At 60.7% G+C, this 26745-nt stretch carries 26 protein-coding genes and 1 tRNA gene; 20 read left to right on the top strand and 7 right to left on the bottom strand.

Annotated elements, in window-relative coordinates; genetic code table 11:
• Positions 1 to 43: 43 nt before the first annotated feature.
• Complete coding sequence (locus H043_RS0126720) at positions 44 to 766, bottom strand: OmpA family protein (RefSeq protein WP_027614359.1); 723 nt, start codon at positions 764 to 766, stop codon at positions 44 to 46.
• 90 nt (positions 767 to 856) lie between these two features.
• Positions 857 to 1552 (bottom strand): OmpA family protein, encoded by a 696-nt coding sequence (locus H043_RS0126715; protein WP_027614358.1) that lies wholly within the window; start codon positions 1550 to 1552, stop codon positions 857 to 859.
• A gap of 197 nt (positions 1553 to 1749) precedes the next feature.
• Here H043_RS0126715 and H043_RS0126710 point away from each other — a divergent pair, with 197 nt between their 5' ends.
• Genes H043_RS0126710 through H043_RS0126695 form a run of 4 tightly spaced genes read left to right on the top strand, consistent with a single transcriptional unit; the run spans position 1750 to position 3466 of the window.
• Complete coding sequence (locus tag H043_RS0126710) at positions 1750 to 2247, top strand: DUF6231 family protein (protein WP_027614357.1); 498 nt, start codon at positions 1750 to 1752, stop codon at positions 2245 to 2247.
• 4 nt (positions 2248 to 2251) lie between these two features.
• A complete protein-coding gene (locus H043_RS0126705) occupies positions 2252 to 2728 on the top strand; it encodes a YchJ family protein (RefSeq protein ID WP_027614356.1) in 477 nt (158 codons plus the stop codon).
• A gap of 43 nt (positions 2729 to 2771) precedes the next feature.
• Positions 2772 to 3266 carry an LEA type 2 family protein gene (locus H043_RS0126700; protein WP_027614355.1) on the top strand — a complete coding sequence of 165 codons (495 nt, stop codon included), beginning with the start codon at positions 2772 to 2774 and terminating at the stop codon, positions 3264 to 3266.
• Positions 3263 to 3466 (top strand): SEC-C metal-binding domain-containing protein, encoded by a 204-nt coding sequence (locus tag H043_RS0126695; protein ID WP_003198420.1) that lies wholly within the window; start codon positions 3263 to 3265, stop codon positions 3464 to 3466. The genes H043_RS0126700 and H043_RS0126695 overlap by 4 nt, the downstream gene beginning before the upstream one ends.
• Before the next feature lie 148 nt (positions 3467 to 3614).
• Here H043_RS0126695 and H043_RS0126690 read toward each other — a convergent pair whose 3' ends face one another.
• A complete protein-coding gene (locus H043_RS0126690) occupies positions 3615 to 4172 on the bottom strand; it encodes a cysteine hydrolase family protein (protein ID WP_027614354.1) in 558 nt (185 codons plus the stop codon).
• A 190-nt stretch (positions 4173 to 4362) separates the two neighbouring features.
• On the opposite strand from H043_RS0126690, the gene H043_RS0126685 reads away from it, so the two are divergent.
• From H043_RS0126685 to pdeM, 10 genes are all read left to right on the top strand, one after another.
• Positions 4363 to 6810 (top strand): penicillin acylase family protein, encoded by a 2448-nt coding sequence (locus H043_RS0126685; protein WP_027614353.1) that lies wholly within the window; start codon positions 4363 to 4365, stop codon positions 6808 to 6810.
• Positions 6811 to 7000: 190 nt separating this feature from the next.
• Positions 7001 to 8035, top strand: a complete 1035-nt coding sequence (locus H043_RS0126680) for a ligase-associated DNA damage response exonuclease (protein WP_027614352.1) — start codon at positions 7001 to 7003, stop codon at positions 8033 to 8035.
• Positions 8032 to 9720 carry an ATP-dependent DNA ligase gene (locus H043_RS0126675; protein WP_027614351.1) on the top strand — a complete coding sequence of 563 codons (1689 nt, stop codon included), beginning with the start codon at positions 8032 to 8034 and terminating at the stop codon, positions 9718 to 9720. The genes H043_RS0126680 and H043_RS0126675 overlap by 4 nt, the downstream gene beginning before the upstream one ends.
• Before the next feature lie 425 nt (positions 9721 to 10145).
• On the top strand, positions 10146 to 10928 hold the full coding sequence (locus H043_RS0126670) for a transporter substrate-binding domain-containing protein (RefSeq protein WP_003222321.1): 783 nt from the start codon (positions 10146 to 10148) through the stop codon (positions 10926 to 10928).
• 57 nt (positions 10929 to 10985) lie between these two features.
• Positions 10986 to 11714: an ABC transporter permease gene (locus tag H043_RS0126665; RefSeq protein ID WP_003222319.1), complete on the top strand. Its 729-nt coding sequence runs from the start codon at positions 10986 to 10988 to the stop codon at positions 11712 to 11714.
• Entirely contained in the window at positions 11711 to 12421 is a 711-nt protein-coding gene (locus H043_RS0126660) for an ABC transporter permease (RefSeq protein ID WP_027614350.1), read from the top strand. Before H043_RS0126665 ends, H043_RS0126660 begins: the two co-directional genes overlap by 4 nt.
• 11 nt (positions 12422 to 12432) lie before the next feature.
• The gene (locus tag H043_RS0126655) at positions 12433 to 13551 is read left to right on the top strand and encodes a succinylglutamate desuccinylase/aspartoacylase family protein (RefSeq protein WP_027614349.1); all 1119 of its coding nucleotides are present in this window, start codon (positions 12433 to 12435) and stop codon (positions 13549 to 13551) included.
• A gap of 13 nt (positions 13552 to 13564) precedes the next feature.
• Positions 13565 to 14329, top strand: coding sequence for an ABC transporter ATP-binding protein (locus tag H043_RS0126650; protein WP_003222314.1), 765 nt, complete (start codon positions 13565 to 13567; stop codon positions 14327 to 14329).
• Between the two features lie 190 nt (positions 14330 to 14519).
• Positions 14520 to 17009 carry a ligase-associated DNA damage response DEXH box helicase gene (locus tag H043_RS0126645; RefSeq protein ID WP_027614348.1) on the top strand — a complete coding sequence of 830 codons (2490 nt, stop codon included), beginning with the start codon at positions 14520 to 14522 and terminating at the stop codon, positions 17007 to 17009.
• Positions 17006 to 17662: a ligase-associated DNA damage response endonuclease PdeM gene (gene pdeM, locus H043_RS0126640; RefSeq protein ID WP_027614347.1), complete on the top strand. Its 657-nt coding sequence runs from the start codon at positions 17006 to 17008 to the stop codon at positions 17660 to 17662. The genes H043_RS0126645 and pdeM overlap by 4 nt, the downstream gene beginning before the upstream one ends.
• Positions 17663 to 17708: 46 nt before the next feature.
• On the opposite strand, the gene H043_RS0126635 is transcribed toward pdeM, so the two are convergent.
• Together H043_RS0126635 and dcd are read right to left on the bottom strand one after the other, a co-directional pair.
• Positions 17709 to 17918: a hypothetical protein gene (locus H043_RS0126635; protein ID WP_027614346.1), complete on the bottom strand. Its 210-nt coding sequence runs from the start codon at positions 17916 to 17918 to the stop codon at positions 17709 to 17711.
• 102 nt (positions 17919 to 18020) lie between these two features.
• Complete coding sequence (gene dcd / locus H043_RS0126630; RefSeq protein WP_003222308.1) at positions 18021 to 18587, bottom strand: dCTP deaminase; 567 nt, start codon at positions 18585 to 18587, stop codon at positions 18021 to 18023.
• Positions 18588 to 18940: 353 nt separating this feature from the next.
• Between dcd and H043_RS0126625 the strand changes: the two genes are divergently transcribed.
• A complete protein-coding gene (locus H043_RS0126625; protein WP_002554837.1) occupies positions 18941 to 19150 on the top strand; it encodes a cold-shock protein in 210 nt (69 codons plus the stop codon).
• 115 nt (positions 19151 to 19265) lie between these two features.
• On the opposite strand, the gene H043_RS0126620 is transcribed toward H043_RS0126625, so the two are convergent.
• A complete protein-coding gene (locus tag H043_RS0126620) occupies positions 19266 to 20273 on the bottom strand; it encodes a DUF481 domain-containing protein (RefSeq protein WP_027614345.1) in 1008 nt (335 codons plus the stop codon).
• A gap of 165 nt (positions 20274 to 20438) precedes the next feature.
• Here H043_RS0126620 and H043_RS0126615 point away from each other — a divergent pair, with 165 nt between their 5' ends.
• From H043_RS0126615 to H043_RS0126600, 4 genes are all read left to right on the top strand, one after another.
• Entirely contained in the window at positions 20439 to 20792 is a 354-nt protein-coding gene (locus H043_RS0126615) for an MGMT family protein (protein ID WP_027614344.1), read from the top strand.
• 43 nt (positions 20793 to 20835) lie between these two features.
• On the top strand, positions 20836 to 22395 hold the full coding sequence (locus tag H043_RS0126610) for an AmpG family muropeptide MFS transporter (protein ID WP_027614343.1): 1560 nt from the start codon (positions 20836 to 20838) through the stop codon (positions 22393 to 22395).
• 129 nt (positions 22396 to 22524) lie between these two features.
• Positions 22525 to 24240 carry a proline--tRNA ligase gene (locus H043_RS0126605; RefSeq protein ID WP_027614342.1) on the top strand — a complete coding sequence of 572 codons (1716 nt, stop codon included), beginning with the start codon at positions 22525 to 22527 and terminating at the stop codon, positions 24238 to 24240.
• Between the two features lie 17 nt (positions 24241 to 24257).
• The gene (locus H043_RS0126600; protein ID WP_027614341.1) at positions 24258 to 25211 is read left to right on the top strand and encodes a hypothetical protein; all 954 of its coding nucleotides are present in this window, start codon (positions 24258 to 24260) and stop codon (positions 25209 to 25211) included.
• A 98-nt stretch (positions 25212 to 25309) separates the two neighbouring features.
• Here the strand turns inward: H043_RS0126600 and dinB are convergent, their stop codons facing one another.
• Complete coding sequence (gene dinB, locus H043_RS0126595) at positions 25310 to 26371, bottom strand: DNA polymerase IV (RefSeq protein ID WP_027614340.1); 1062 nt, start codon at positions 26369 to 26371, stop codon at positions 25310 to 25312.
• Positions 26372 to 26652: 281 nt separating this feature from the next.
• Between dinB and H043_RS0126590 the strand changes: the two genes are divergently transcribed.
• Positions 26653 to 26729: transfer RNA gene (locus tag H043_RS0126590), tRNA-Met, on the top strand.
• Positions 26730 to 26745: the final 16 nt, after the last annotated feature.

The following is a 26745-nucleotide window of genomic DNA, read 5'->3' as shown; positions in this document are numbered from 1 at the left end:
GATCGTCGACCGGCAGCTCTAGCCTGCGGACTACAGACAAGTCCTAGCGATTGATATGCAACTCCACCCGACGGTTTTTTGCCCGTCCCTCGTCCATTGCGTTGTCAGCCACCGGCTCGCTCTCGCCGCGCCCTTCACTGGTCAGTTTGTCCGGCGCCAGGCCCTGACTCAGCAGGTACGCCGCCACGCTGCTGGCGCGTCGTTCCGACAGTGCCTGGTTGTAGGCGTCCGAACCTTTGCTGTCGGTATGGCCGATAACCTTGATGCTGACCACGTCGGCGTTGCGCAATTTGTCCATCAGCGTATCGAGCTGGGCCTTAGCGGCCGGGGTCAGATCCGACTTGTCGAAATCGAACAACACATTGCCGGCATCGCTGAGGGTGATGACTTCCGATTGCGGCGCAGGCTCGGGGGCTTTTGTAGTGACCGGATATTGCGGCAGCGGACAGCCGCGATGATCGACCGGGGTATTGGCCGGGGTGTCAGGGCAACGGTCGCGGCGGTCGAACACGCCATCGCCGTCTTCATCGCCATCCTGGGCATAACAGATCAGCCCGCCAGTCAGAATCCCCAGCGCCGCACCGCCGCCGGCCCAGCCGCCACTTTCAATGGCGCCAAGACCGCCACCGACCAGCCCGCCGATCAGGCTGCAGATCGGCCACGTACGTTGATTGAGGGGGGCATCGCCATCGCTATGAGTGGCGCAACCGGTGAGCAGGCTGCCCAGCAGCAGCACCGGCAAGACGGACCTTGAGAAAACAGTCATTGTGAAAGCTCCTGTGTCACCGGCCCATACCGGTTACACAGGAGTAAAGACCCGCATCCGCGACTGCACAAGCCGCGGATGCGAGAGGGGCTAGCGGACGATTTTGATTTCGGTACGACGGTTCTGTGCGCGACCGTCAGCGGTTTTGTTATCCGCCACTGGCTGGCTTTCACCCATGCCCGATACCGAAACGAAGCTGGCACGCGGCACACCCTGCTGGATCAGGTATTCCACCACCGAGTGCGCACGGCGATCCGACAGTTTCTTGTTGTAGGCATCGCTGCCGACGCTGTCGGTGTGGCCGGTCACGGTCAGTTGCGCCGTGGACGACTCTTGTTTCAGGCGCGTGGCGACTTTATCCAGCACCTGTTTGTCGGAGCCGGTCAGGGTGGCTTTGTCGAACTGGAAGTGCACATCGCGAATGACGATAGTTTCTTCCTTGACCACAACCGCCTCTTCTACCACTGGCGCAGGGGCAGGTGGTGGGCAGCCGTCAGCATCGACCTGCACGCCTTTAGGCGTGTGCGGGCACTTGTCGCGACTGTCCGGTACACCATCTCCGTCTTCGTCGCCATCACCGTGCACCCAGCAATAGGCCGCTGCCGTACCACCGACAATCAGCGCGCCGTAGCCGGCCCACGACGAACTTTCCGTCGCGCCGAGACCGGCACCGACTACACCACCGACCGCCGCACAGGTCGGCCAGTCGGTTTTCTGCAAACCTGCGCAACCAGTCAACACACTGGTTAGCAGAATCAAAGGTAATGCTGTCCGAACTATGCTCATCTGGTTTTCTCCTGAGGGATCGGCTTAGAACCGATTCACGGAGTAAAGACCGGAGTTTTAATCTCCGCCAGCAATAGGCCACTGGCATTTGGGACCGTGTTCACAGGGATTCGGCACTTTTGCCGCCCGCGGCAAATCGGGGTCTAGGCCGGATCCGTCTGGCGCGCTAGTCTTGGCGATCTGATTGAGGAGCTTCGATGAACGTCGCCATTTCTTCGCGCACGCCGCAACAGGCGCTGGCTGCTTTACTGGATCGCTATGCCCCGGCGCGTTTACTGCTGATCGGCGCCAGCGAATTTCCGGCGCTCGCCGCTTTCAAGCAGGCACATCCGGACACCTGCGTGGCCCACGCCGCACCCGGTGCATTGCCCGCCGAACTGGCGGCGCGGCGCTTCGACCTGGCGCTGGTGGTCGATTGCCTGGAGCACCTGCCCAAGCGTGACGGCTTGAATCTGCTGGGCGGGATTCGCAACCTCAACGCCAGTCGCATTGCAGTGCTGGCGGATCTGCCGGCCAGCGGCTGGCAGGAAACCGATTTCTACTCGCTGGCGCTGCAGGCCAGTGAACGCTTCCAGCGTGACGATCAGGTACTGACCCTGTTCACCTATGATCTGCTTGACTACAAACAAGTCCCCGACTGGCTCAACTCGCGATTCTGGGCCAATCCGGAAAACTTCGGCAAATACTGGTGGTAATGCAATGAGTACAGCCATTTGCCCGTGCGGCAGCGGCAACCTGCTGGAGGCCTGCTGCGGCCACTATCACGAAGGCCACCCGGCGCCTTGCGCCGAAGCGCTGATGCGTTCGCGCTACAGCGCCTACGTGCTGGGGCTGATCGATTATCTGGTGGCCACCACCCTGCCCGCCCAGCAGGCCGGTCTGGATCGCCAGTCGATCAGCGCCTGGAGCGCGCAGAGCACCTGGCTCGGCCTTGAAGTCGAAAGCTCGGAAGTGTTCGGCGGCCAACCCGAGCATGCCTTCGTCACCTTTACCGCGCGCTGGCACGACAGCCAGGGCGAACACAGCCACCGCGAGCGCTCCTCGTTCGTGCAGAACGCCGGGCGCTGGTACTTCATCGACCCTACCGTGCAGTTGAAGCTGGGGCGCAATGACGCGTGCCCGTGTGCCAGCGGGCAGAAGTTCAAGAAGTGCTGTGCGGGGTATTTCGGCGCATAAAGGGAAGTGCCGACTAGACTGGGGCACAAAGGGAGTTTTTTCGATGCTCGGTCACTGTCGCACACTGCATGGCTTGTTATTGATGCTGATCCTGAACCTCGGCGGTTGCGCCTCATGGTTCAGCGACGACAGCGTCGACCCCGCCGTGCACCTGGTAAAAGTCGAGGTGGTGCGGGCCAAGCTGCTCGAACAGAAATTCATCCTGCACTTTCGCATCGACAACCCCAACGACAGCGACCTGACGGTGCGCGGCATGGAATATCGCATTCATCTGGCAGACCTGTTGCTGGCCGAAGGGGAGCATGAACACTGGATCACGGTAGGGCCGAAAAGCAGCGCGTTCTATCGGATACCGATCCGCACCAACCTGTGGCCGCGGGTCAAGGACGTGGTGAAAATGCTGAAAAGTCAGCACCAGCAGGTGCCCTATCGATTGCAGGGTGAGATGGAAACCGGTTTATTCATCGCCCACTACGTGCACCTGGAGCGCAATGGCGTGATAATCCCCGCCGATTTAATTCCGGAGCACAACCGATGACTCAGCAACCTCATGTCCATGGCCCTGACTGCAACCACGATCATGACCATCATCACGATCACGACCATGGCCATGTCCACGGCCCGAACTGCGGCCACGCCCACCAGGAACCGGTGCGCAACGCCCTGAAAGACGTCGGCCGCAACGACCCTTGCCCATGCGGCAACGGCAAGAAATTCAAGAAGTGCCACGGCGCTTGATGTTTCAGGTGAAGATATTCTTCGCCTGACACATTGCCTTCGCGAGCAAGCCCGCTCCCACAGTTGACCGCGTTCCCGCTGACTGAACGCAGTCGACTGTGGGAGCGGGCTTGCTCGCGAATGGGCCGGCACATTCACCCCAAACTGTTCAGACAGCCGCCAGAATCTGCTTCGCACTGACCACCGTCGCATACTCCCCGTGCACATTCCCCAGCGACATCCCGTGCACTTCTTCGGCTGAACGCGGTGTGCCGAAATAATCGGCCTTGTCGAAGGTGAAACACGCATCCTCCGCCACCCACGCCTCAAACCCCAGATTGCCCGCCGTGCGCGCTGTAGATTCCACCGAGTTGTTGGTCGCTACACCAACAATGATCAATTGCCCGATCCCCGTCTCACGCAGCTGCGCTTCCAGCCCCGTGGCACAAAACGCATCCGGTACCTGTTTCTGGATCAGCCATTCACCGTCCTGCGGCATGAATCGCTGCTGAAATTCCACCCCTGACTGCCCGGGCCAGAACACCGAATCCGGTTCACGCGACAGATGCTGCACATGAATCACCGGCCGCCCGCTACTGCGCCACGCCCTCAGTAAATCGAGCATGCGCTCTTCAGCCTGTGGGTTATTCCGCCGCCCCAGGCGCGGCTGCAGAATGCCTTGTTGCTGGTCGATGATGATCAGTGCAGCGTTGGCCTGAAGCTCCATGGCGTCTTCTCACGAGAGTCATTTGATTCCCGCACTTCATCACCCACCCCTGCAAATAAGCAAGCCATCAGACAATCATCGATCAATGGCAAGAAATAACCACTCGCCCCGCTTGCGCGGCCATCTCCTGCTCACTAACGTAGCGGCTTTATTGCGCCCCCAGCCTCTACACCCCCGCAGGAGCTTTGCCATGGCCTCGCCAGCCCTTACACATTTTCTTCCCCGGTTCGGCGTTGCCGCAGCAGTGACCGGTGTCTTGAGCCTGTCCGGTTGCCAGACCTGGAACGCGCAGGACACCCTCCCGCCTACCTCCGGCGTGCAACCGCTCAAGGGCCTGGCGCAGAACGTTTCGGTGCGACGCAATGCCATGGGCATGCCGTTGATCGAAAGCAACAGCTTCCACGACGCGCTGTTCACCCTCGGTTACGTGCATGCCAGCGACCGCATCAACCAAATGGTCACCCTGCGCCTGCTGGCCCAGGGCCGACTGGCGGAAATGTCCGGCGCCTCGATGCTCGACGCCGACCGCTACATGCGCGCGGTCAACCTGAAGAAAAGCGCCGACGAGCTGTACAAGGCCTCGTCGCCACGCCTCAAGCGTTTCTTCGAAGTCTATGCGCGGGGCGTCAACGCCTACCTGTTCCGCTATGCCGACAAACTGCCGGGTGATCTCGCTTCCAGCGGCTACAAGCCGGAATACTGGAAACCGGAGGATTCGGCGCTGATGTTCGCGTTGCTGAACTTCAGCCAGTCGGCCAACCTGCCGGAAGAGATTGCCTCGCTGGTGCTAGCGCAAACCGTGAGCAGCGACAAACTCGCCTGGCTGACCCCGTCCGCACCGGATGAAAACCTGCCACTGGCCGAGACTGACAAGCTGCAAGGCCTCAAGCTCAGCGGGCAGATTCCGGGCCTGACCGAGCTGAGGAACGCCAGCCAACAATTGGCGGCGGTGAATCTGCTGGGCGCCAGCACCTCGAACAACTGGGCCATCGCCCCGCAACGCAGCCGCAGCGGCAAGAGCATTCTCGCCAGTGACAGCCACGGCCCACTGGCGGCACCGTCGCTGTGGACCTTCGTGCAGATCCGCGCGCCGAAATATCAGGCCGCCGGTGTCACCGTTGCCGGTTTGCCGATGATCCTCGGAGGCTTCAACGGCAAAGTCGCGTGGAGCGCCACCAGCGTGCTCGGCGACAACCAGGACCTGTTCCTGGAAAAAATCCGCCGTCAAGGCAACAGCCTGACCTATGAGGTCAATGGCAAATGGCAGCCGCTGGGCGTGCGCAACGAAACCTATTTCGTCAAAGGCCAGCGGCCGATTCGCGAAGCGGTGTACGAAACCCGACACGGCGCACTGCTCAACAGTGCTCAGGCCGTACAGGGCAACGGTTTTGGCCTGGCCCTGCAAACCCCGAGCTTCACCGACGACAAATCGCTGGACGCATTTTTTGACCTGACCCGTGCGCAGAACGTTGAACGCGCGTCAGACGCCAGCCGCGAGATCCGCGCCATCGCCCTGAACATGGTATTCGCCGACGCCAGCAACATCGGCTGGCAGGTCACCGGGCGTTTCCCCAACCGGCGCGAAGGCGAAGGCCTGCTGCCATCGCCGGGCTGGGAAGGTCGCTACGACTGGGACGGTTACGCCGACCCGATGCTCCACCCGTACGATCAGGACCCGACCCAAGGCTGGCTCGGCACCGCCAACCAGCGGGTCATTCCTCACGGCTACGGCATGCAGCTGTCCAACTCATGGGCAGCGCCAGAGCGCGGCGAACGTCTGACGGAACTGGCCGGCAGCGGCAAACAGGACGGTCGCAGCGTAATCGCCATGCAGTACGACCAGACCACCACCTTCGCCGCCAAACTGAAGAAAATGTTTGAAGCGCCGGGCATGAAGCAGCCGCTGAAACAGGCGATCGACGCCCTGCCGGAAGCCGATCGCAGCAAGGCGCGCGAAGCGTTTACCCGCTTGATGGCGTTTGACGGCAAGCTCAGCCCGACCTCGGCGGATGCGGCGATCTATGAGCTGTTCCTGCAAGAAAGCATGAAGCAGATCTTCCTCGACGAGCTCGGCCCCGAGTCGAGCCCGGCGTGGAAAGCCTTTATCGCCAATGGCGACTTGTCCTACGCAGCGCAGGCCGATCACCTGCTCGGGCGCGAAGACAGCCCGTTCTGGGATGACCTGCGTACCCCGCAGAAAGAAGACAAGGCGCAGATTCTGGCGCGCAGTCTGGCGGCGGCGATCAACGCTGGCGACAGTCAGTTGGGCGGCGACCGCAAGGCCTGGCAGTGGGGCAAACTGCACAGCTACACGTGGAAAAACGCCAGCGGCCAGACCGTTCGCGGCCCACTGGCTGCCGGCGGCGATCACACCACGCTCAATACCGCAGCGTTTGCCTGGGGTCAGGACTTCAACACCACCCGTGCGCCGTCGATGCGTTTCATCGTCGACTTCAGCCAGAGCGAGCCGCTCATGGGGCAGAACGGCACTGGCCAGTCCGGCAACCCGGCCAGCCCGAACTACCTCAACGGCATCGACGCCTGGCTCAAGGGTCAGTACATCGGCTTGCCGATGCAGCCGCAGAACTTTGACCGGGTGTATGGCAAGACGCGTTTGACCCTGACCCCCGGCAAATAAACGCAGTTCCCTTGTGGGAGCGAGCCTGCTCGCGAAGACGGAGACACAGTCAGAATAGATGTGTCAGTTAAACCGCTTTCGCGAGCAGGCTCGCTCCCACATTGGTTTTGTAGCGACTCTAAAATAATCGATAGAACTTCCGGACTCGCGCCAACCTCATAGCTAACAAGCCCCCCATTCTGGTAACGACATGGACCTTGTTATCGCCCGCCCCGAAGGTTTGTATTGCCCTGCCGGGGATTTCTACATTGATCCGTGGCGCCCGGTCGAGCGCTCGGTGATCACCCATGCCCACGGCGATCACGCCCGTAACGGCAATCAGCACTACCTTGCCAGCAGCGCCAGCGAAGGGATTTTGCGTGCGCGTCTGGGTCAGGACATCAACCTGCAAACCCTCGCCTACGGCCAGCGGCTCACCCATCACGGCGTGACCTTGAGTTTCCATCCCGCCGGGCATGTGCTCGGTTCGGCCCAGGTGCGTCTGGAATACGGCGGCGAAGTCTGGGTCGCATCGGGAGATTACAAGATCGAACCCGACGGCACCTGTGCGCCGTTCGAACCGGTGCGCTGCCACACCTTCATCACCGAATCGACTTTCGGCCTGCCGATCTACCGCTGGCAACCACAGGCGCAGGTGTTCAGCGAGATCAACCAGTGGTGGCAGGCGAACATCGCGGCGGGCAAGGCCAGCGTGTTGTTCTGTTATTCATTCGGCAAGGCTCAGCGGATTCTGCACGGCATCGACGCCAGCCTCGGCCCGATCCTCAGTCACGGTGCGGTCGAGCCGCTGAACCGGGTCTACCGCGAGGCCGGCGTGTACCTGCCGCCGACGATCTACGCCGGCGATGTGAAAAAGTCCGACCCGATCATGCGTCAGGCGCTAGTCATCGCCCCGCCCTCGGCCGGTGGCAGCACTTGGATGCGCCGGTTCGGTGACTACAGCGACGCCTTCGCCAGCGGCTGGATGCGCCTGCGCGGCACCCGGCGGCGTCGTGGGGTGGATCGCGGCTTTGTGCTGTCGGATCACGCCGACTGGCCCGGCCTGCTCTGGGCCATCGAACAGACCGGCGCCGAACGGGTGATGGTCACCCACGGTTCGATCGGTGTGCTGGTCCGGCATCTGCGCGAACAAGGCCTGGACGCGCAGGGTTTCAACACCGAATACGGCGACGATGAAGAGGAGAACATTGGCGCCGAGCCGGTTATCGCCGAGGTGCAAGCATGAAAGCTTTCGCCGAGCTGTACGCCGAACTCGACGCCACCACGTCAAGCAATGCCAAACTGGCGGCGATGCAAACCTACTTCGCTCAAGCAGCACCACAGGACGCGGCATGGGCGGTGTACTTTCTGTCCGGTGGACGCCCGCGGCAACTGGTGCCGGTGCGCATCCTGCGCGAACTGGCGGTGGAAGTCTCGGGACTGCAACCATGGCTGTTCGAGGAAAGTTATCAATCCGTTGGCGATCTGGCGGAAACCATTTCCCTGGTGCTGCCGGAAAATTCGCACAGCTCCGAGGCCGGTCTTGCCGAATGGATTGAAGACAAGCTGCTGCCGCTGCGCGGTGAAACCCCGGAGTACCTCGCCCGCCACCTGCCCGCGCTGTGGGCGCAACTGGATCGGCCGAGCCTGATGCTGTGCATCAAATTGATCACCGGCAGCTTCCGCGTCGGCGTGTCGAAACTGCTGGTCACCCGCGCGCTGGCATCGATGGCCGGCCTCGACAGCAAACGCGTGGCGCAGCGCCTGGTGGGTTACACCGACCTGTCGAACCGGCCGAACGCGACCAGCTACCTGAAACTGATCGCGCCGGAATCCGCCGACGAACATGCGCAACGTGGCGGCCAGCCCTACCCGTTTTTCCTCGCGCATGCCTTGTCGCAACCGGTCGAGGAGTTTGAAGCGCTGCTGGGGCCGGCGAGCAACTGGCAAGTGGAATGGAAGTGGGATGGCATCCGCGCGCAGGTGGTCAAGCGCGAGGGTCGGCTGTGGGTCTGGTCGCGGGGTGAAGAACTGGTCACCGAGCGTTTCCCCGAATTCGACACACTGGTCCACGCGTTACCCGACGGCACGGTAATCGACGGCGAAATCGTGGTCTGGAAAAGCACCCATCCGAGCACCGCAGACGCCTTCGACCCGCAATCGAGCGCACCGCCGGCGGTGCAACCGTTCGCGCTGCTGCAGCAACGCATCGGGCGTAAAACCCTCGACAAGAAAATCCTCGAAGAAGTGCCGGTGGTGGTGCTTGCCTACGATTTGCTGGAGTGGCAAGGCGAAGACTGGCGCAACCGTCCGCAGGCCGAACGACGCGCGCAACTGGAGCAGGTCATCGCTCACGGTAACAACCCGGTGTTACTGGCCTCGCCGATTCTGACCGGCAGCGACTGGTTCGATCTCGCCCGCCAGCGTGAAGCCTCACGGCGCCTCGGTGTCGAGGGCATGATGCTCAAGGCCCGCGACGCCCTGTATGGCGTAGGCCGGACCAAGGACATGGGCGTGTGGTGGAAGTGGAAGGTCGACCCATTCAGCGTCGATGCGGTGTTGATCTACGCCCAGCGCGGACATGGCCGGCGCGCCAGCCTGTACAGCGATTACACCTTCGCCGTGTGGGACGGCCCGCCCGAGTCCAGCCAACGGGCGCTGGTGCCGTTCGCCAAGGCCTATTCGGGGCTGACCGACGAGGAAATGCGCCAGGTCGACAGCATCGTGCGCAAGACCACCGTGGAAAAGTTCGGCCCGGTCAGCAGCGTCAAGCCGAGTCTGGTGTTCGAACTGGGTTTCGAAGGCATCGCCCTGTCGCGGCGACACAAGAGCGGCATCGCCGTGCGTTTTCCAAGGATGCTGCGCTGGCGGCAGGACAAGACGGTGGATGAGGCCGATAGTCTGGCAACGTTGCAGGATTTGCTGGCCTGACCCGGTTTTCCGGGACAAACCTCCAATCGTCCTGAATGAACATCCTGTAGTGAGTGGATTTTCTGGTGAGGAGATCTTGTGGTGAGGGGATTTATCCCCGATGGGCCGCGAAGCGACCCCCCATCATTCTTTCAGTAAACCGCGTGTACCGGATTTGCGACTGCTGCGCAGACGATCGGGGATAAATCCCCTCGCTACAAGTATTCTGAATCACTAAAAAATGCCTGCATCGACCCAACTTGGTGCAGCTCAATCCCCACGCCCATTCCCGTGCACCAATCCCTCTCCCTCCTCCCTCCCCCAACCTTTTAAAACACTTGTTCGGGACTCTGGTTCGGAAATTGCTACTTTCTATAGGTCGTACGCGTTCCAGTAACAATAATTCTGCGCCACAAGCGCTCATATTGGTTCTTAGGGATTGAATAATGAAAAAAGCATTGCTGACCCTTTCTGCACTGGCGTTGTGCATGGCTGCCGGCTCCGCGCTGGCCAAGGAATACAAAGAGCTGCGTTTTGGCGTTGATCCTTCCTACGCACCGTTCGAGTCGAAAGCGGCCGACGGCAGCCTGGTGGGCTTCGACATCGACCTGGGCAACGCAATCTGCGCCGAGCTGAAGGTCAAGTGCAAATGGGTTGAAAGTGACTTCGACGGCATGATTCCGGGCCTCAACGCCAACAAATTCGACGGTGTGATCTCGTCGATGACCGTGACCCCGGCCCGTGAAAAGGCGATCGACTTCTCCAGCGAGCTGTTCTCCGGCCCGACTTCCTACGTGTTCAAGAAGGGCTCCGGCCTGAGCGATGACGTCGCTTCCCTCAAGGGCAAGTCCGTCGGTTACGAGCAAGGCACCATCCAGGAAGCCTACGCCAAGGCCGTATTGGAGAAGGCCGGGGTAAAAATCCAGGCTTACGCCAACCAGGATCAGGTCTACGCCGACCTGAAAAACGGCCGCCTCGACGCCTCGATCCAGGACATGCTGCAAGCCGAACTGGGCTTTTTGAAGTCGCCGGATGGCGCCAACTACGAAGTCAGCAAGCCGGTCGACAGCGAATTGCTGCCAGCCAAAACCGCTGTCGGTATTAAGAAAGGTAACAAAGAGCTGAAGGCGCTTTTAGATAAAGGTATCAAAGCGTTACACGATGACGGCAAATACGCCGAGATTCAAAAGAAACACTTTGGCGATCTGAATCTGTACAGCGGTAAATAATACCCTGGCGCCCATCACTCGATGGGCGCCTTTTCCATCCGCTCAGGTTGCTGATTTATGTTCGAAAACCTCTTACAAAATCTGGGGCTCTCCGCCTTCAGCCTCAAGGGCTTCGGCCCGTTGCTGTTGGAAGGCACCTGGATGACCATCAAATTGTCCGCGTTGTCGCTGCTGGTGGCCGTGTTGCTCGGGCTCTTGGGCGCCAGTGCCAAACTGTCGAAATCCAAACTGCTGCGCCTGCCTGCCCAGCTCTACACCACGCTGATTCGCGGGGTGCCGGATCTGGTGCTGATGCTGTTGATTTTCTACAGCCTGCAAACCTGGCTGACCGCCCTGACCGACGTCATGGAGTGGGACTACATCGAAATCGACTCTTTCACCGCCGGGGTGATCACTCTGGGCTTCATCTATGGCGCGTATTTCACCGAAACCTTCCGTGGGGCAATCCTCGCCGTACCACGCGGTCAGGTCGAAGCGGCCACCGCTTATGGCCTCAAGCGCGGCCAGCGTTTTCGCTTCGTGGTGTTCCCGCAAATGATGCGCTTCGCCCTGCCGGGCATCGGCAACAACTGGATGGTGATGCTCAAGGCCACCGCGCTGGTGTCGATCATCGGCTTGGCCGATCTGGTCAAAGCCGCGCAGGACGCCGGTAAAAGCACCTATCAACTGTTCTACTTCCTGGTACTCGCCGCCTTGATCTATCTGCTGATCACCAGTGCATCCAACGTCATCCTGCGCTGGCTTGAGCGTCGCTACGCCGCCGGTGCCCGGGAGGCCGTACGATGATCGAACTCCTGCAGGAATACTGGAAACCCTTCCTTTATACCGACGGTACCAACATCACCGGTCTGGCGATGACCCTGTGGCTGCTCAGCGCCTCGATTTTCATCGGTTTTCTGGTATCGATCCCGTTGTCGATTGCCCGGGTATCCCCGCATTTCTATGTGCGCTGGCCGGTGCAGTTCTACACCTACCTGTTCCGTGGCACGCCGCTCTACATCCAGTTGCTGATCTGCTACACCGGGATCTACAGCCTGGCCGCCGTGCGCGCGCAGCCGTTGCTCGACAGTTTCTTTCGCGATGCGATGAACTGCACGATCCTCGCGTTCGCCCTCAACACCTGCGCCTACACCACGGAGATTTTCGCCGGGGCGATCCGCAGCATGAACCATGGCGAAGTCGAAGCGGCCAAGGCCTACGGCCTGACCGGCTGGAAGCTGTACGCCTACGTGATCATGCCGTCGGCGCTGCGCCGGTCGTTGCCGTATTACAGCAACGAAGTGATCCTGATGCTGCACTCGACCACCGTGGCCTTCACCGCGACCATCCCCGACATCCTGAAAGTTGCGCGGGACGCCAACTCGGCGACCTACCTGACCTTTCAATCGTTCGGCATCGCCGCGCTGATCTACCTGACCATCACCTTCGCGCTGGTCGGCCTGTTCCGCCTCGCCGAACGCCGATGGCTGGCATTCCTCGGGCCGACCCACTAGGAAAACCTGTAATGCGACACCAGATCCATGACCTGTTGGCCCCGGTGCCGGGGACCGCACGACAGATCCACAGCTTCCACTTCGGCCCGGAGCAGGCCCAAGGCAAGATCTACATCCAGTCCTCGCTGCATGCCGACGAAATGCCCGGCATGCTCGTGGCCTGGCACCTCAAGCAGCGACTGGCGGAGCTGGAAGCCGCCGGGCGCCTGCGCAGCCAGATTGTGCTGGTGCCGGTGGCCAACCCGGTCGGCCTCGAACAAGTGCTGATGGACGTGCCGCTGGGCCGGTACGAGATGGAGAGCGGGCAGAATTTCAATCGCTGGTTCGTCGACCTCAGCGAAGACATCGGCAACGACATCGAGGGCAAACTGGGCGACGACCCGCAGCGTAACCTTGAGCTGATCCGCGCCAGCCTGCGCAACGCCCTCGCCCGTCAAACGCCCGGCACACAACTGCAATCCCAGCGCCTGACCTTGCAACGGCTAGCGTGCGATGCCGACATGGTGCTGGATCTGCACTGCGATTTCGAATCCGTGGTTCATCTCTACACCACGCCCGAAGCGTGGCCGCAGGTCGAGCCGCTGGCGCGTTACATCGAAGCTCAGGCCAGTCTGCTGGCCACCGATTCCGGCGGCCAGTCATTCGACGAATGCTTCACCCTGTTGTGGTGGCAACTGCAGGAGCGCTTTGGCGAACACTTCGAGATTCCGCTGGGCAGCTTTTCGGTGACCGTGGAATTGCGCGGCCAGGGTGACGTCAATCACCCAATGGCCAGTCGTGACTGCCAGGCCTTGATCGATTACCTGATCCAGTTCGACGCGATCGTCGGCGAGACCAAGCCGCAGCCGCCCCTGCCGTTCCCCGCCACGCCGCTGGCCGGCGTCGAACCGGTGACCACGCCGGTGGGCGGCTTGCTGGTGTACACCGCCACGGCCGGGCAATACCTGCAAGCCGGGCAACAGATTGCCGAAATCATCGACCCGATCCACGACCGGGTCACCCCCATTCATTGCACTGCCGCCGGCCTGCTGTACGCCCGCTCGCTGCGGCGCATGGCTACTGCCGGCATGGTGATCGCCCACGTGGCGGGCGCCGAAGCCTATCGCAGCGGCTACCTACTTTCGCCTTGAGGATGTCTGTCCCATGTACAAATTGACTGTTGAAGGTCTGCACAAAAGCTATGGCGACCATCAGGTACTCAAAGGCGTTTCGCTCAAGGCCAAAACCGGCGACGTGATCAGCCTGATCGGCGCCAGCGGCTCGGGTAAAAGCACCTTTTTGCGCTGCATCAACTTCCTCGAACAACCCAACGACGGCGCCATGAGCCTCGATGGCCAGGCGATCCGCATGGTCACCGACCGCCACGGCATGCACGTCGCCGACCCGAATGAACTGCAACGCCTGCGCACGCGACTGGCCATGGTGTTCCAGCATTTCAACCTGTGGAGCCACATGACCGTGCTGGAAAACATCACCATGGCCCCGCGCCGGGTGCTGGGTTGCAGCAAGCAGGAAGCTGAAGACCGCGCCCGCCGCTACCTGGACAAGGTCGGCTTGCCGGCGCGGGTTGCCGATCAGTACCCGGCGTTTCTCTCCGGCGGCCAGCAACAGCGGGTGGCAATTGCCCGGGCGCTGGCGATGGAGCCGGAAGTGATGCTGTTCGACGAACCGACCTCGGCGCTCGACCCGGAGCTGGTAGGTGAAGTGCTGCGGGTGATTCAGGGACTGGCCGAGGAAGGCCGGACGATGATCATGGTAACCCATGAAATGAGCTTCGCCCGCAAGGTCTCCAGCCAGGTGTTGTTTCTGCATCAAGGCCTGGTGGAAGAAGAAGGCGCGCCGGAAGACGTGCTGGGCAACCCGAAGAGCGAACGGCTGAAGCAGTTCCTCAGCGGGAACCTCAAGTAACAGACGCAGATAAAAACCTGTGGGAGCGGGCTTGCTCGCGAAAGCGGTGTGTCAGTCAAAACTGTTCTAACTGGCACACCGCTTTCGCGAGCAAGCCCGCTCCCACAGGTGTGTGTGCTCGCAGAAAATTAAACTTGTCCCGCAACGGCGCGGTCACTGAAGGAACACTTTCAGAGCGCACGCCGCCGGTATGCCGACCTCCACCGACTTCGCAAAACTCTGGTTCAGCGCACGCAACTGGCAGCCGTTCGCCTTTCAAAAGCAGGTGTGGGCCGCCGTTAAAAAAGGTCAGTCGGGGTTGCTCCATGCCAGCACCGGCGCCGGTAAAACCTATGCGGTGTGGTTCGCCGCGCTCAACCGCTTCGCCCGCATCAAACCCAGCGTTGCAGACAGCAAAAAACGCAAACCACCAGCTGAACCACTGACCGTGCTGTGGATCACGCCGATGCGCGCCCTCGCCGCCGACACCGCGCGCGCCTTGCAAGCGCCGGTCAGCGATTTGCAGATTCCATGGAGCATCGGTCTGCGCACCGGCGACACCAGCAGCGCCGAACGTGCGCGTCAGGGCCGGCGCCTGCCGACCACGCTGATCACCACCCCGGAAAGCCTGACCCTGCTGCTAGCCCGTGCCGACGCTAGGACTGCGTTGTCGAGCCTGCGGATGATCGTCGTCGATGAATGGCACGAACTGCTCGGCAACAAACGCGGCGTGCAGCTGCAACTGGCCCTCGCCCGTCTGCGCCATTGGCAACCCGAACTGATCGTCTGGGGCGTGTCCGCCACCCTCGGTAATCAAGCCCACGCCGAACAGGTGCTGATCCCACAGGGTGGCGGCATCAGCGTGCAGGGCCAGAGTGAAAAATCACTCAAGGTCGACACCTTGATCCCACCGGCCATCGAGCGTTTTCCGTGGGCCGGGCACATCGGTCTGAAGATGCTGCCGCAGGTGGTCGCCGAACTGGACGCCTGCGCCAGCAGCCTGGTGTTCACCAATACCCGCGCACAATCGGAAATCTGGTATCAGGCGCTGCTCGAGGCGCGGCCGGACTGGGCCGGGCTGATCGCGTTGCACCACAGCTCACTGTCCCGCGAGACCCGCGACTGGGTCGAGCAAGCGTTGAAGGACGGGCAGTTGAAAGCCGTGGTCTGCACCTCGAGCCTGGATCTGGGCGTGGACTTTCTGCCGGTGGAACGGGTGCTGCAAATCGGCTCGGCCAAAGGCGTGGCGCGGCTGATGCAACGCGCCGGGCGCTCCGGTCACGCGCCTGGGCGCACCTCGCGAGTGACGCTGGTGCCGACCCACAGCCTGGAACTGATCGAAGCCGCTGCCGCAGGCGACGCCGTGGCGCAACGACTCATCGAACCGCGTCTGTCGCCGCACAAACCGCTCGATGTGCTGGTGCAGCATCTGGTCAGCATGGCGCTGGGCGGTGGCTTTATTCCCGAGGAGCTGTACGAAGAAGTGCGTGGTGCCTGGGCTTATCGTGACCTGACACTGGCAGATTGGGCCTGGGCGCTGGCTTTCGTACGTCATGGCGGGATGTCGCTGACGGCCTATCCGGATTACCGCCGGGTCGAACCGGATGAACACGGTGTCTGGCGCGTCCCCGATGCGCGATTGGCACGCCGGCATCGCATGAGCATCGGCACCATCGTCAGCGACGCCAGTATCAACCTGAAATTCTGGAGCAAGGGTGGCGGCGGCAAGCAGTTGGGCAGTGTCGAGGAAGGCTTTATCGCGCGGCTGAAACCGGGTGACGGCTTTCTGTTTGCCGGGCGTTTGCTGGAATTGGTGCGAGTGGAGAACATGACCGCGTACGTCAAACGCAGCACCGCGAAAAAAGCCGCCGTGCCGCGCTGGAATGGTGGGCGGATGCCGCTTTCCAACGAACTGGCCGCCGCCGTGGTCAGCCGCTTCACGGCGGCGGCGCGCGGTGAGTTCGTCGGCCCGGAAATGCACGCGCTGCAGCCGTTGCTGCAAACCCAGGCGCGCTGGTCGGGTCTGCCCACCTCCGACAGTCTGTTGGCCGAAGCGCTGAAATCCCGTGAAGGCTGGCACCTTTTCCTTTATCCGTTTGCCGGGCGCCAGGTGCATCTGGGGCTCGCCAGCCTGTTGGCGTGGCGCGTGAGTCAGCGCCAGCCACTGACGTTCTCGATTGCGGTGAATGATTACGGGCTGGAGTTGCTCAGCGCCACGCCGGTCGATTGGTTCGAGCAATTCGATGCGGCGCTGCTCAGCCCCGAGCATCTGCTGCGCGACGTGCTGGCCAGCCTCAATGCCGGGGAGTTGGCGTTGCGGCGTTTTCGCGAGATCGCGCGGATCGCCGGGCTGGTGTTCGCCGGTTATCCCGGCGCGCCGAAAAGTACCCGACAGGTACAGGCCTCCAGCGGATTGTTCTTCGAGGTGTTCAAGCAGTACGACGCCGACAACCTGCTGCTGGCCCAGGCCGGGGAAGAAGTCTTACGGGAAGAACTGGATATTCGTCGTCTGGAACAGACATTGGAGCGGATCAACCGGATGAAACTGGACATGCACCTGATCAAACGTCCTACACCGCTAGGCTTTCCGTTGCTGGTGGAGCGCATGCGCGAAAGCATGAGTTCGGAAAAACTCGCTGACCGCATCCGGCGCATGGTCGGCGATCTGGAGAAATCCGCCGACAAGGGTCAAGCCTCATGAGTGCAGCGTATCCAGTGCGCCTGGCTGGTGAGGAGCTCTGGCTGCTGCCGGAAAAGGCCCTGTATTGGCCGGCGCAGCAAGCACTGCTGATCGCCGATGTGCATTTCGGCAAGGCCGCGGCCTATCGCAGCCTCGGCCAGCCGGTACCACAAGGCACCACGACGGCGAATATCGAAGTGCTCGACCGCTTGCTGGCCAGACTGCCCTGTCGGCAGCTGATTTTCCTCGGTGACTTTCTGCACGGCCCCGGTTCGCATGCGACGGGTACGCTGAATGCCTTGGCCGAATGGCGTGCACGGCACGCGGATCTGCCGATGACGCTGATTCGCGGCAACCACGACAAACGTGCCGGGGATCCACCGACGGCGCTGAATATCCGGGTGGTTCCGGAACCGATGCTGCTCGGGCCGTTTGCCCTGCAACACGAACCCGCCCCGCATCCCGAACGACACGTGCTGGCCGGGCATGTGCATCCGGTCTATCGGCTCAACGGCAAGGGGCGGCAGCGTTTGCGCCTGGCATGTTTTCGACTGGGTGAGCGATTGAGCCTGCTGCCGGCCTTTGGTGCCTTTACCGGTGGTTATCAGGTCGAGAAAGACGCTCAGTGCAGGATTTTCGTCATCGGCGACAACGAAATATGGCCCGTCAGTTGAGGTCTTGGGCAAACCCCAACTGACTGGCCATTCATGGAGTAGCGACTCAGGCCACTGGTGCGGGTGGCGGCTCGTCCGGCAGCGTCGGCTCGCCGGGTTCGGTCGGTTGTTCGTTAGGGGTGTCGGGATCAGGCTGACCGGGAATGCCGCCTGCCATATGGAAAGCCGGGTGTGCCAACAATGACCAGGCCAAAACGCCAACCTGATTGGGCTCAAGCCTTGCCAGTTGGGCGGTGATATGCGGATCGATCTTCATGCAACCTCCTCGGCGAAGGCCCGCTTTGCCAGAAGCAAAAACGGGCAGTACACCCCATAGAGTGTCTGCCCGCCAAAGAATTCCCGCGAACTGCCGGATGGATCAGGTACGCGGCAGGGTCACGCCACGCTGGCCCTGATATTTGCCGCCGCGATCCTTGTACGAAACTTCGCATTGCTCGTCGGATTCGAGGAACAGCATCTGCGCCACGCCCTCGTTAGCGTAGATTTTCGCCGGCAGGTTGGTGGTATTGGAGAATTCCAGGGTCACGTGGCCTTCCCACTCAGGCTCGAGCGGGGTGACGTTAACGATGATACCGCAGCGCGCGTAGGTGCTTTTACCCAGGCAGATGGTCAATACGTTGCGCGGAATGCGGAAGTATTCGACGGTGCTGGCCAGGGCGAAGGAGTTCGGCGGGATGATGCAGACGTCGCTGTGGATGTCGACAAAGCTGCCGGCGTCGAAGTTTTTCGGATCGACGATCGCCGAATTGATGTTGGTGAACACCTTGAAATGATTGGTGCAGCGCACATCGTAGCCGTAGCTCGACACACCGTAGGAGATCACACGGCTGTCGTCGCTGCCGCGCACCTGGCGCTCGACGAAGGGCTCGATCATGCCGTGTTCCTGCGCCATGCGGCGAATCCACTTGTCCGATTTGATGCTCATGGCGGGTGTCCTGAATAGCGAGGTGGAAAAAATCTGTCCGGCATCTTACCGGGCGCGCCGCCGGGTTCAAAGTCCGCGCTGCAATTCTCGCCGAACACCCTGGAAATACAGGCCCTGGCGACGAACCGTCACACCGTCGATCCCTAAAACAGAGAAACCTTCGCAAGAAACATTGGCACGTTCCGGAAAAAGGGTTAAGGTGGCGCCACTGTGTTGCTTGTGTCACTGAGAATCTCTACACGATATGTTGAATTTCGATCCAACCATCTACAAGAATTTTTCCTGCTCTTTGCACTCAGTCTCGGCCAGGGTTCTTCCTGAGTCGCAGTTATCTTTGTTCAAGGAGTTACACCATGTCTAATCGCCAAACCGGTACCGTTAAGTGGTTCAACGATGAAAAAGGCTTCGGCTTCATCACTCCACAATCCGGTGACGACCTGTTCGTTCACTTCAAAGCTATCCAATCCGACGGCTTCAAAAGCCTGAAAGAAGGCCAACAGGTTTCTTTCATCGCTACCCGCGGTCAGAAAGGCATGCAAGCTGAAGAAGTACAAGTTATCTAACTTGTAGCTTCTTTAGAAAAGAGCCCCGCCCTCAAAGCGGGGCTTTTTTGTGGGCGTGTGTTTTTTAACGGCCACAAAAAAGCAGCCCTCACGGCTGCTTTTTTTTCGACTTGCCTTACCAGGCCACGCCAAACCCTGCGGTGTAGCGGGTCTTGTTCAAATCCGCATCCTTGGTACCACTGATGATGTCGCGTTCGGCCTTGAGGTTGAGCGACGCCCAGTCGGTGACCTTGTAGCGCAAGCCCATCTCGGCATCGAGCGCATAGTTGGCTACGTCAGACAGCGGCTTGCCCAGTTCGCCATTGGTGAAGAACTCGACTTTTTTGCCGATCAGGTAACGGTTGTAATCCCACTTCATGGCGACCGAATAGAAGTTGTCCTTGCCGCCATCGCTGTACTCGTAATCGGTGCGGTTGAGCAGCGAACCGAGCGAGAACGCGCCCAGCTCGTCGTCCCAGAACTGGTAACCCGGACCGGTACCGACCACACGCTGACGCGACAGCTCTTCAACGTAGTCGCGCTTGTAGTTCAGGCGCCCCTGCCAGAACCATTTGTCGGTGAGGAAGCGGTCAAGTGCGTATTCGGCGCGCCAGTTATTGGTGGTGACCTGCTCGTCCTGCACTTCGCGGTTGTATTCGCCCTCGGCGGTGTGCCGCCAGCGGCCATGACGCGCGGTGGTCTTGAAGTCGATGTCGTAGTCGTCGGTGTCCTTTTCCGCCCGTTGATAATCCATCGCCAGGCCAATATTGCCTTTCCATACCAGATCCTCGACCACCGGTTTGGGTTTGAGAATCTGCTGAATGCTCGCCAGCTCGACGGTCTTCGGCGCCTCGCCGTTGGCCAGGGTGACCTTGCCGTCATCGGCAGCGGTCAGCGACTTGGCTTTTTCACCGTTGTAGGCGTCCTGTTTGACCAGCAGTTCCTGATCGCTTTGCAGGGTCTTGACCTCTTTCCAGTCGATGCTGACCGCACCCGCATACTGGGTCTGAATCAGCAATTTGCCGCCATCGAAAACGGAGATCTTACCGCTCAGCTTGTCACCGTTCTTTAACCAGACGGTATCGGCAAGCAGCGGCGTGGAGGCACTGAAGACAGCAAGGCACAGCAAGGTTCTGGACAACATAAGCGGATCGAGGGCTCAAGTTTGCGAAAAAGGTCGGCATTATCCGTAGGAATAAGACCCTGACAAGGACTGACCGAGCGATTTCCATTGAGTTCATTTCTCATCTGGCCAACGAGCGATTACGCTTGAGCCCATCGATACGACTATTGTTCAGGAACCGCGCAGGTGAAAGAGCCGAATCATCCCGAGGAAAGCGAAGCGCAAATCCGACGCACGGCGCTTTATTCCACCCTTGCCCAAGTGCCTGAGGGCAAGGTGGTCAGCTATGGTCAGTTAGCTGAACTCGCAGGGTTGGGGCGCGCCGCCCGCTGGGTCGGTCGGACCCTGAGCCAATTGCCCGGCGATACCAAACTGCCGTGGCACCGGGTATTGGGTGCCGGCGGTCGGATCAGCCTGCCGCCGGGCAGCCCTTCGGGGGACGAACAACGGGCACGATTGCGTTCTGAAGGCGTCACCGTCCTGAACAATCGTGTGGATATTCAGCGCCATGGCTGGCGTCCGGTAGAGCACAGCGGTTAGAGTGCGCGCTTTGTTTTCGCAATCTTGAGGCAGACTTCAGCCCATGCCCCGTAAAACCTGGCGCGCCGCGCTCGCCGCCTATGCCAGTCCCTCGACGCTCGTGCTGTTGTTGCTCGGTTTTGCTGCCGGCCTGCCGTACATGCTGGTGTTTTCGACGCTTTCCGTCTGGCTGCGTGAGGCCGGCGTTGCCCGTGAAACCATCGGCTACGCCAGCCTGATCGGTCTGGCGTACGCCTTCAAATGGGTCTGGTCACCGCTGCTCGACCAATGGCGCCTGCCTTTATTGGGCAAGCTGGGCCGCCGCCGTTCGTGGCTGGTGCTCTCGCAGACGCTGGTTATTCTGGGCCTGATCGGCATGGGCTTCTGTGATCCACAGAAACACCTGTCCTGGCTGATCGCCATTGCCGTTATCGTCGCTTTCGCTTCCGCCACCCAGGATATTGCGGTCGACGCCTATCGCCTGGAAATCGCCGACGACAGCCGCCAAGCCGCGCTGGCTGCCAGTTACATGTCCGGCTACCGCGTCGCCGCCCTGCTCGCCACGGCGGGCGCGCTGTTCTTTGCCGAAGGCTTCGGCTCCACCGGTTTCAACTATCAACATTCGGCCTGGACCGGCACCTACGCGCTGTTCGGCGTGTTGATGGTCCCTGCCCTGCTGACTTCGCTGCTGATGCGCGAGCCGCCAGTGCCACTGCGCACGCAGCTGCAGGCCGGCCGCTACAGCTTCGCGCATCAACTGGCCTCGGTATTCGTACTGATCGTGTTGCTGGTGTCGGTTCCGGCGATGTTCACCCAGCTCTACAACACCGATTTCGCCAGCGTATTGTTCGGCCAGATGAGTCCGCTCGACCTGCTGCTCGAAGACCGCGCTTTCCTGCGCGCGATCCTCTATACCCTGCTCACCGGCCTGTGCCTGTCGACCATGGGCCGTCGCGGCCTGGCGCCAGTGTTGACTCCGGTCAACGACTTCATCCTGCGCTACCGCTGGCAGGCGTTGCTGCTGCTCGGACTGATCGCCACCTACCGCATGTCCGACACGGTGATGGGCGTAATGGCCAACGTGTTCTATATCGATCAGGGCTTCACCAAAGACCAGATCGCCAGCGTCAGCAAGATCTTTGGCCTGATCATGACCCTGGTCGGCGCCGGCATGGGCGGCCTGCTGATCGTGCGCTTCGGTATCCTGCCGATCCTGTTCATCGGTGGCGCGGCGTCGGCGGCGACCAACTTGCTGTTCGTGATGCTCGCCGATATGGGGCCGAACCTGAAGATGCTGGTGGTCACCATTTCCCTCGACAACTTCAGTTCCGGCCTCGCGACCTCGGCGTTCGTCGCCTACCTGTCGAGCCTGACCAACCTCAAATTTTCGGCCACCCAGTACGCCCTGCTCAGTTCGATCATGCTGTTGCTGCCACGCCTGATGGGTGGTTACTCCGGAGTGATGGTCGAGAAGTTCGGCTACCACAGCTTCTTCATGATCACGGCGCTACTCGGCGTGCCGACACTGCTGCTGATCGCCCTGCACTGGTTCCAGGAAAATCGCCGCGCGGGCCCGACGCCAACCCCCGAGCCTGCACCGACCTCCGTCGTCGAAGAGTCGTAGGACATTTCAGCAACGGCGGGAGGATTCCCGCCGTTGAGCCTCACCGCCGAGCGCAATCCTGTACGTCGGCAAATCTCGCCGGTACACTGCTCCGTCATTTCCAGTCATAGCAACCGACAACGGCCAACCATGCGCACCAGTCAATTTTTGCTCGCCACACAGAAAGAAACGCCTTCCGATGCGGTCGTCGTCAGCCACCAGCTGATGCTGCGCGCCGGCATGATCCGCAAACTCGCTTCGGGCCTGTACACCTGGCTGCCGATGGGCTTGCGGGTAATGCGCAAGGTTGAAGCCATCGTTCGCGAAGAAATGAACGCTGCCGGTTCTCTTGAAGTGTTGATGCCGAGCACCCAACCGGCCGAGCTGTGGCAGGAATCGGGGCGCTGGGAAGAATACGGCCCTGAGCTGCTGCGCATCAAAGACCGCCACGGTCGCGATTTCTGCGCGGGCCCGACCCACGAAGAAGTGATCACCGATCTGATGCGCAACGAGTTGAGCAGCTACAAACAGCTGCCGATCAACCTGTACCAGATCCAGACCAAATTCCGTGACGAAATCCGCCCACGCTTCGGTTTGATGCGCGGCCGCGAATTCATCATGAAGGACGCCTACTCGTTCCACGCCGATCAGGCTTCGCTGCAGGTCACCTACGACCGCATGCATCAGGCGTACTGCAACGTGTTCACCCGTCTGGGCCTGAAATTCCGTCCGGTTGAAGCCGACAACGGCTCGATCGGTGGCGCTGGCTCCCACGAGTTCCACGTACTGGCCGAGTCCGGCGAAGACGACATCGTCTTCAGCAACGGTTCCGACTACGCGGCGAACATCGAGAAAGCCGAAGCCGTGCCACGGGAAACCTCGCGTCCAGCGCCGGCCGAAGAGCTGCGCCTGGTCGACACTCCAGACACCAAGACCATTGCCGCGCTGGTGGAAAAATTCAATCTGCCGATTGAAAAGACCATCAAGACCCTGATCGTCCACGCCGAAGAGCCAGGCAAGCTGATTGCTCTGATCATCCGTGGCGACCACGAGCTGAACGAAATCAAGGCTGCCAACCAGCCAGGCGTGGCCAGCCCGCTGGTCATGGCTTCCGATGCCGAACTGCGTGACGCCATTGGCGCCGGCGCCGGTTCGCTCGGCCCGCTGAACCTGCCGCTGCCGATCATCATCGACCGCTCGGTCGAACTGATGAGCGACTTCGGCATCGGTGCGAACATCGACGACAAGCACTACTTCGGCGTGAACTGGGAGCGCGATCTGCCGGTTCCAACCGTTGCCGACCTGCGTAACGTCGTGGCCGGTGACCCAAGCCCGGACGGCAAAGGCACCCTGGAAATCAAGCGCGGTATCGAAGTCGGGCACATCTTCCAGCTGGGCAACAAGTACAGCAAGGCGATGAAGTGCGAAGTGCTGGGCGAGAACGGCAAACCGGTCACCCTGGAAATGGGTTGCTACGGTATCGGCGTATCCCGCGTGGTCGCTGCCGCCATCGAGCAGAACAACGACGAGAAAGGCATCATCTGGAGCGACACCCTGGCGCCGTTCCAGATCGCCCTGGTACCGCTGCGTTATGAAACCGAGCAGGTGCGCGAAGCCACTGACAAGCTGTACGCAGAACTGACGGCGGCCGGTTTCGAAGTGTTGCTGGACGATCGCGACAAGAAAACCAGCCCGGGCATCAAGTTCGCGGACATGGAGCTGATCGGCATTCCTCACCGGATCGTGGTCAGTGACCGCGGCCTCGCCGAAGGCAACCTAGAATACAAGAGCCGCACCGAAGCCGAAGCGCAAGCGCTGCCGGTTGCCGATGTGCTGTCCTTCCTTCAGGCCCGTATCCGCCGCTGAATCCAGATAGAGACCTCATGTTCAAGCGAAACACCTTGGGCCTCGGTGGTGCCGCCTTGTGCGGCGCCCTGCTGGTCAGCGGCTGTGCCAATCAGATGTCACAGCGCAGCGAGCACGAAGAGCGGGTCGAGCGCAAATTGCTCGATCACAGCCTGCAGATCGATGTCGGTGAGCCTAAGGTGCTCGAGCTGCCGCAACGACGCGTGAAGATCAACGAACAGAAGACCTTCGAAGTCACCGAGTTTGAGGTCACCCGTCGTTACGATCGCTACACGCCTTATCAGCCCTGGCGCGAAATCTACGAGATTCCGCTGGGTGCAGTGGCCGTGGTCGCCGGTATTGGCGCGAATGTGGTCAACGTATTCGCTCTGGGCAACCTGCCGGACAGCGTGACCAAGGACTGGTTGAACTACGGCATTGCCGGGGTCAACCCGTTCATGAACGTGCAGTCCCACGGTCGTGCGCAACAGAACCTGGCCGGTATCGATGAAGTCCAGCGCGACAAGCGCACGGAGTATTCGAGCCTGCCGTGGAGCGAGCGTCCGGTGCAGGTCAAGGCCGGCAAGCAGACCTTCGACATGACCACTGACCGCAACGGCGTGCTGCGCCTGAACCTGCTGGACAGTCCGTTCGCCGAAAATGACCTGAACCATATCGGCAAGCTGCAGATCAGCGTCGAAGACGGCAAGGATGACGTGCACAGCGACTCATCCCTGGCGATCAGCAGCCATTTGCGCAGCAAGTTGCTCGAAGCGCACGGGTTGATTTACGACGATCTGGAAGACGACGAAGTGAGCCAGTGGGTTCACCGGGTCAAACGTCTGTCGGAACTGGGTCTGGAAGAAGAAGCCAGCGAGCTGGAGCAAAGCCTGATCGAACTGACGCGTAACGATCCTGAGTTGCAGGCGGAATTTCTCAAGTCGCTGACCAAGGATGCGGGGCGCCTGGTCGCCGATCCGGGACCGAATTAACAGCAAAAGCTTCGCGAGCAGGCTCGCTCCCACAGTGGAATGCAATCTAATGTGGGAGCGAGCCTGCTCGCGAAGAGGTCCTGACAGACACCACAAATCTACCGCTCGAACAACTCCATCTGCTCAAACCCGCCGCGCAAATCCTCCAGCCTCACCCCCACCCCCAACAACCGCACCGGTTTCCCACCCCGGTTGAACGCCTGCGTCAGCATCAACTGATAACTGCCCAGATCGCGCCCTGCCCCGGCTTGCTCCAGTGTGGTCTGGGTAAAGTCATGGAACTTCACTTTGACGAACGGCTTGCCTGGGCGATAACTGCTGTCGATCCGCTCCATGCGGGTTTTCAGGGTTTCCAGCAGCTCAGGCAGCTTGTCGAGGCAACTGCGCAGATCCGGCAGATCGACGTCGTAGGTGTTTTCCACACTGATTGACTGACGGCGGCTGTCGTTGTGCACCAACCGGTCATCGATCCCACGGGCCAGACTCCAGAGTCGCTCACCGAAACTGCCGAATTCACGCACCAGCGCCAACTTGTCCCACTCGCGCAGTTGCAGGCAATCGACGATGCCGAGCTTGCCCAGCTTGTCGGCGGTAACTTTGCCGACGCCGTGCAACTTGCTCACCGGCAAGCCACTGACGAAATCCTCGACCTGATCCGGGGTAATCACGAACAACCCGTTGGGCTTCTTCCAGTCACTGGCGATCTTGGCCAGAAACTTGTTCGGGGCCACGCCAGCAGAGACGGTGATGTGCAACTGATTGGACACCCGCCGGCGGATATCCTGCGCGATGCGCGTGGCACTGCCGCCAAAATGCGCGCTGTCGGAGACGTCGAGGTAGGCCTCATCCAGCGACAGCGGCTCGATCAGGTCGGTGTAATCGCGAAAGATCGCATGGATTTCCTTCGAGGCTTCGCGATAGGCCTCCATGCGCGGCTTGACGATGATCAGGTCGGGACACAGCTTCAAGGCATGCCCGGACGACATTGCCGAACGTACGCCATACGCCCGCGCTTCATAGTTGCAGGTGGCAATCACCCCACGCCGATCCGCCGACCCGCCCACCGCCAGCGGTTTGCCGGCCAGGTTCGGGTCGTCGCGCATCTCGATGGCGGCGTAGAAACAGTCACAGTCGACGTGGATGATTTTTCGCTGGGTCATGACAGAAGAGGAAACATGGCGAGCCGGAAACGCAGTATCTCACTGAGACCTGTATATAGCACCAGTGGTACGAAGGTTCTTTTCAGCCTGTGGGAAAACAACGATGAATTTATTTTCTCAATCGAGAATCACCGGCCGATAGAGCTGAAACCCTTGTCCCGCCTGCCCTGCGCGCCCGTCTCCTGCACTGTAAAAAGCGCTAACCGATTGAACAGGAACAGATTTTATCCAGATTCAAGGTTGACACCCCGGCGATCCTCTGTAGAATGCCGACACACAGACGCGGGATGGAGCAGTCTGGTAGCTCGTCGGGCTCATAACCCGAAGGTCGTCGGTTCAAATCCGGCTCCCGCAACCAAACATCAAAAAAGGCT

It is taken from the genome of Pseudomonas sp. URIL14HWK12:I6, assembly GCF_000514195.1.
Taxonomy (GTDB): Bacteria; Pseudomonadota; Gammaproteobacteria; order Pseudomonadales; family Pseudomonadaceae; genus Aquipseudomonas; species Aquipseudomonas putida_A.
This window is presented reverse-complemented; position numbering and strand designations above follow the sequence as displayed.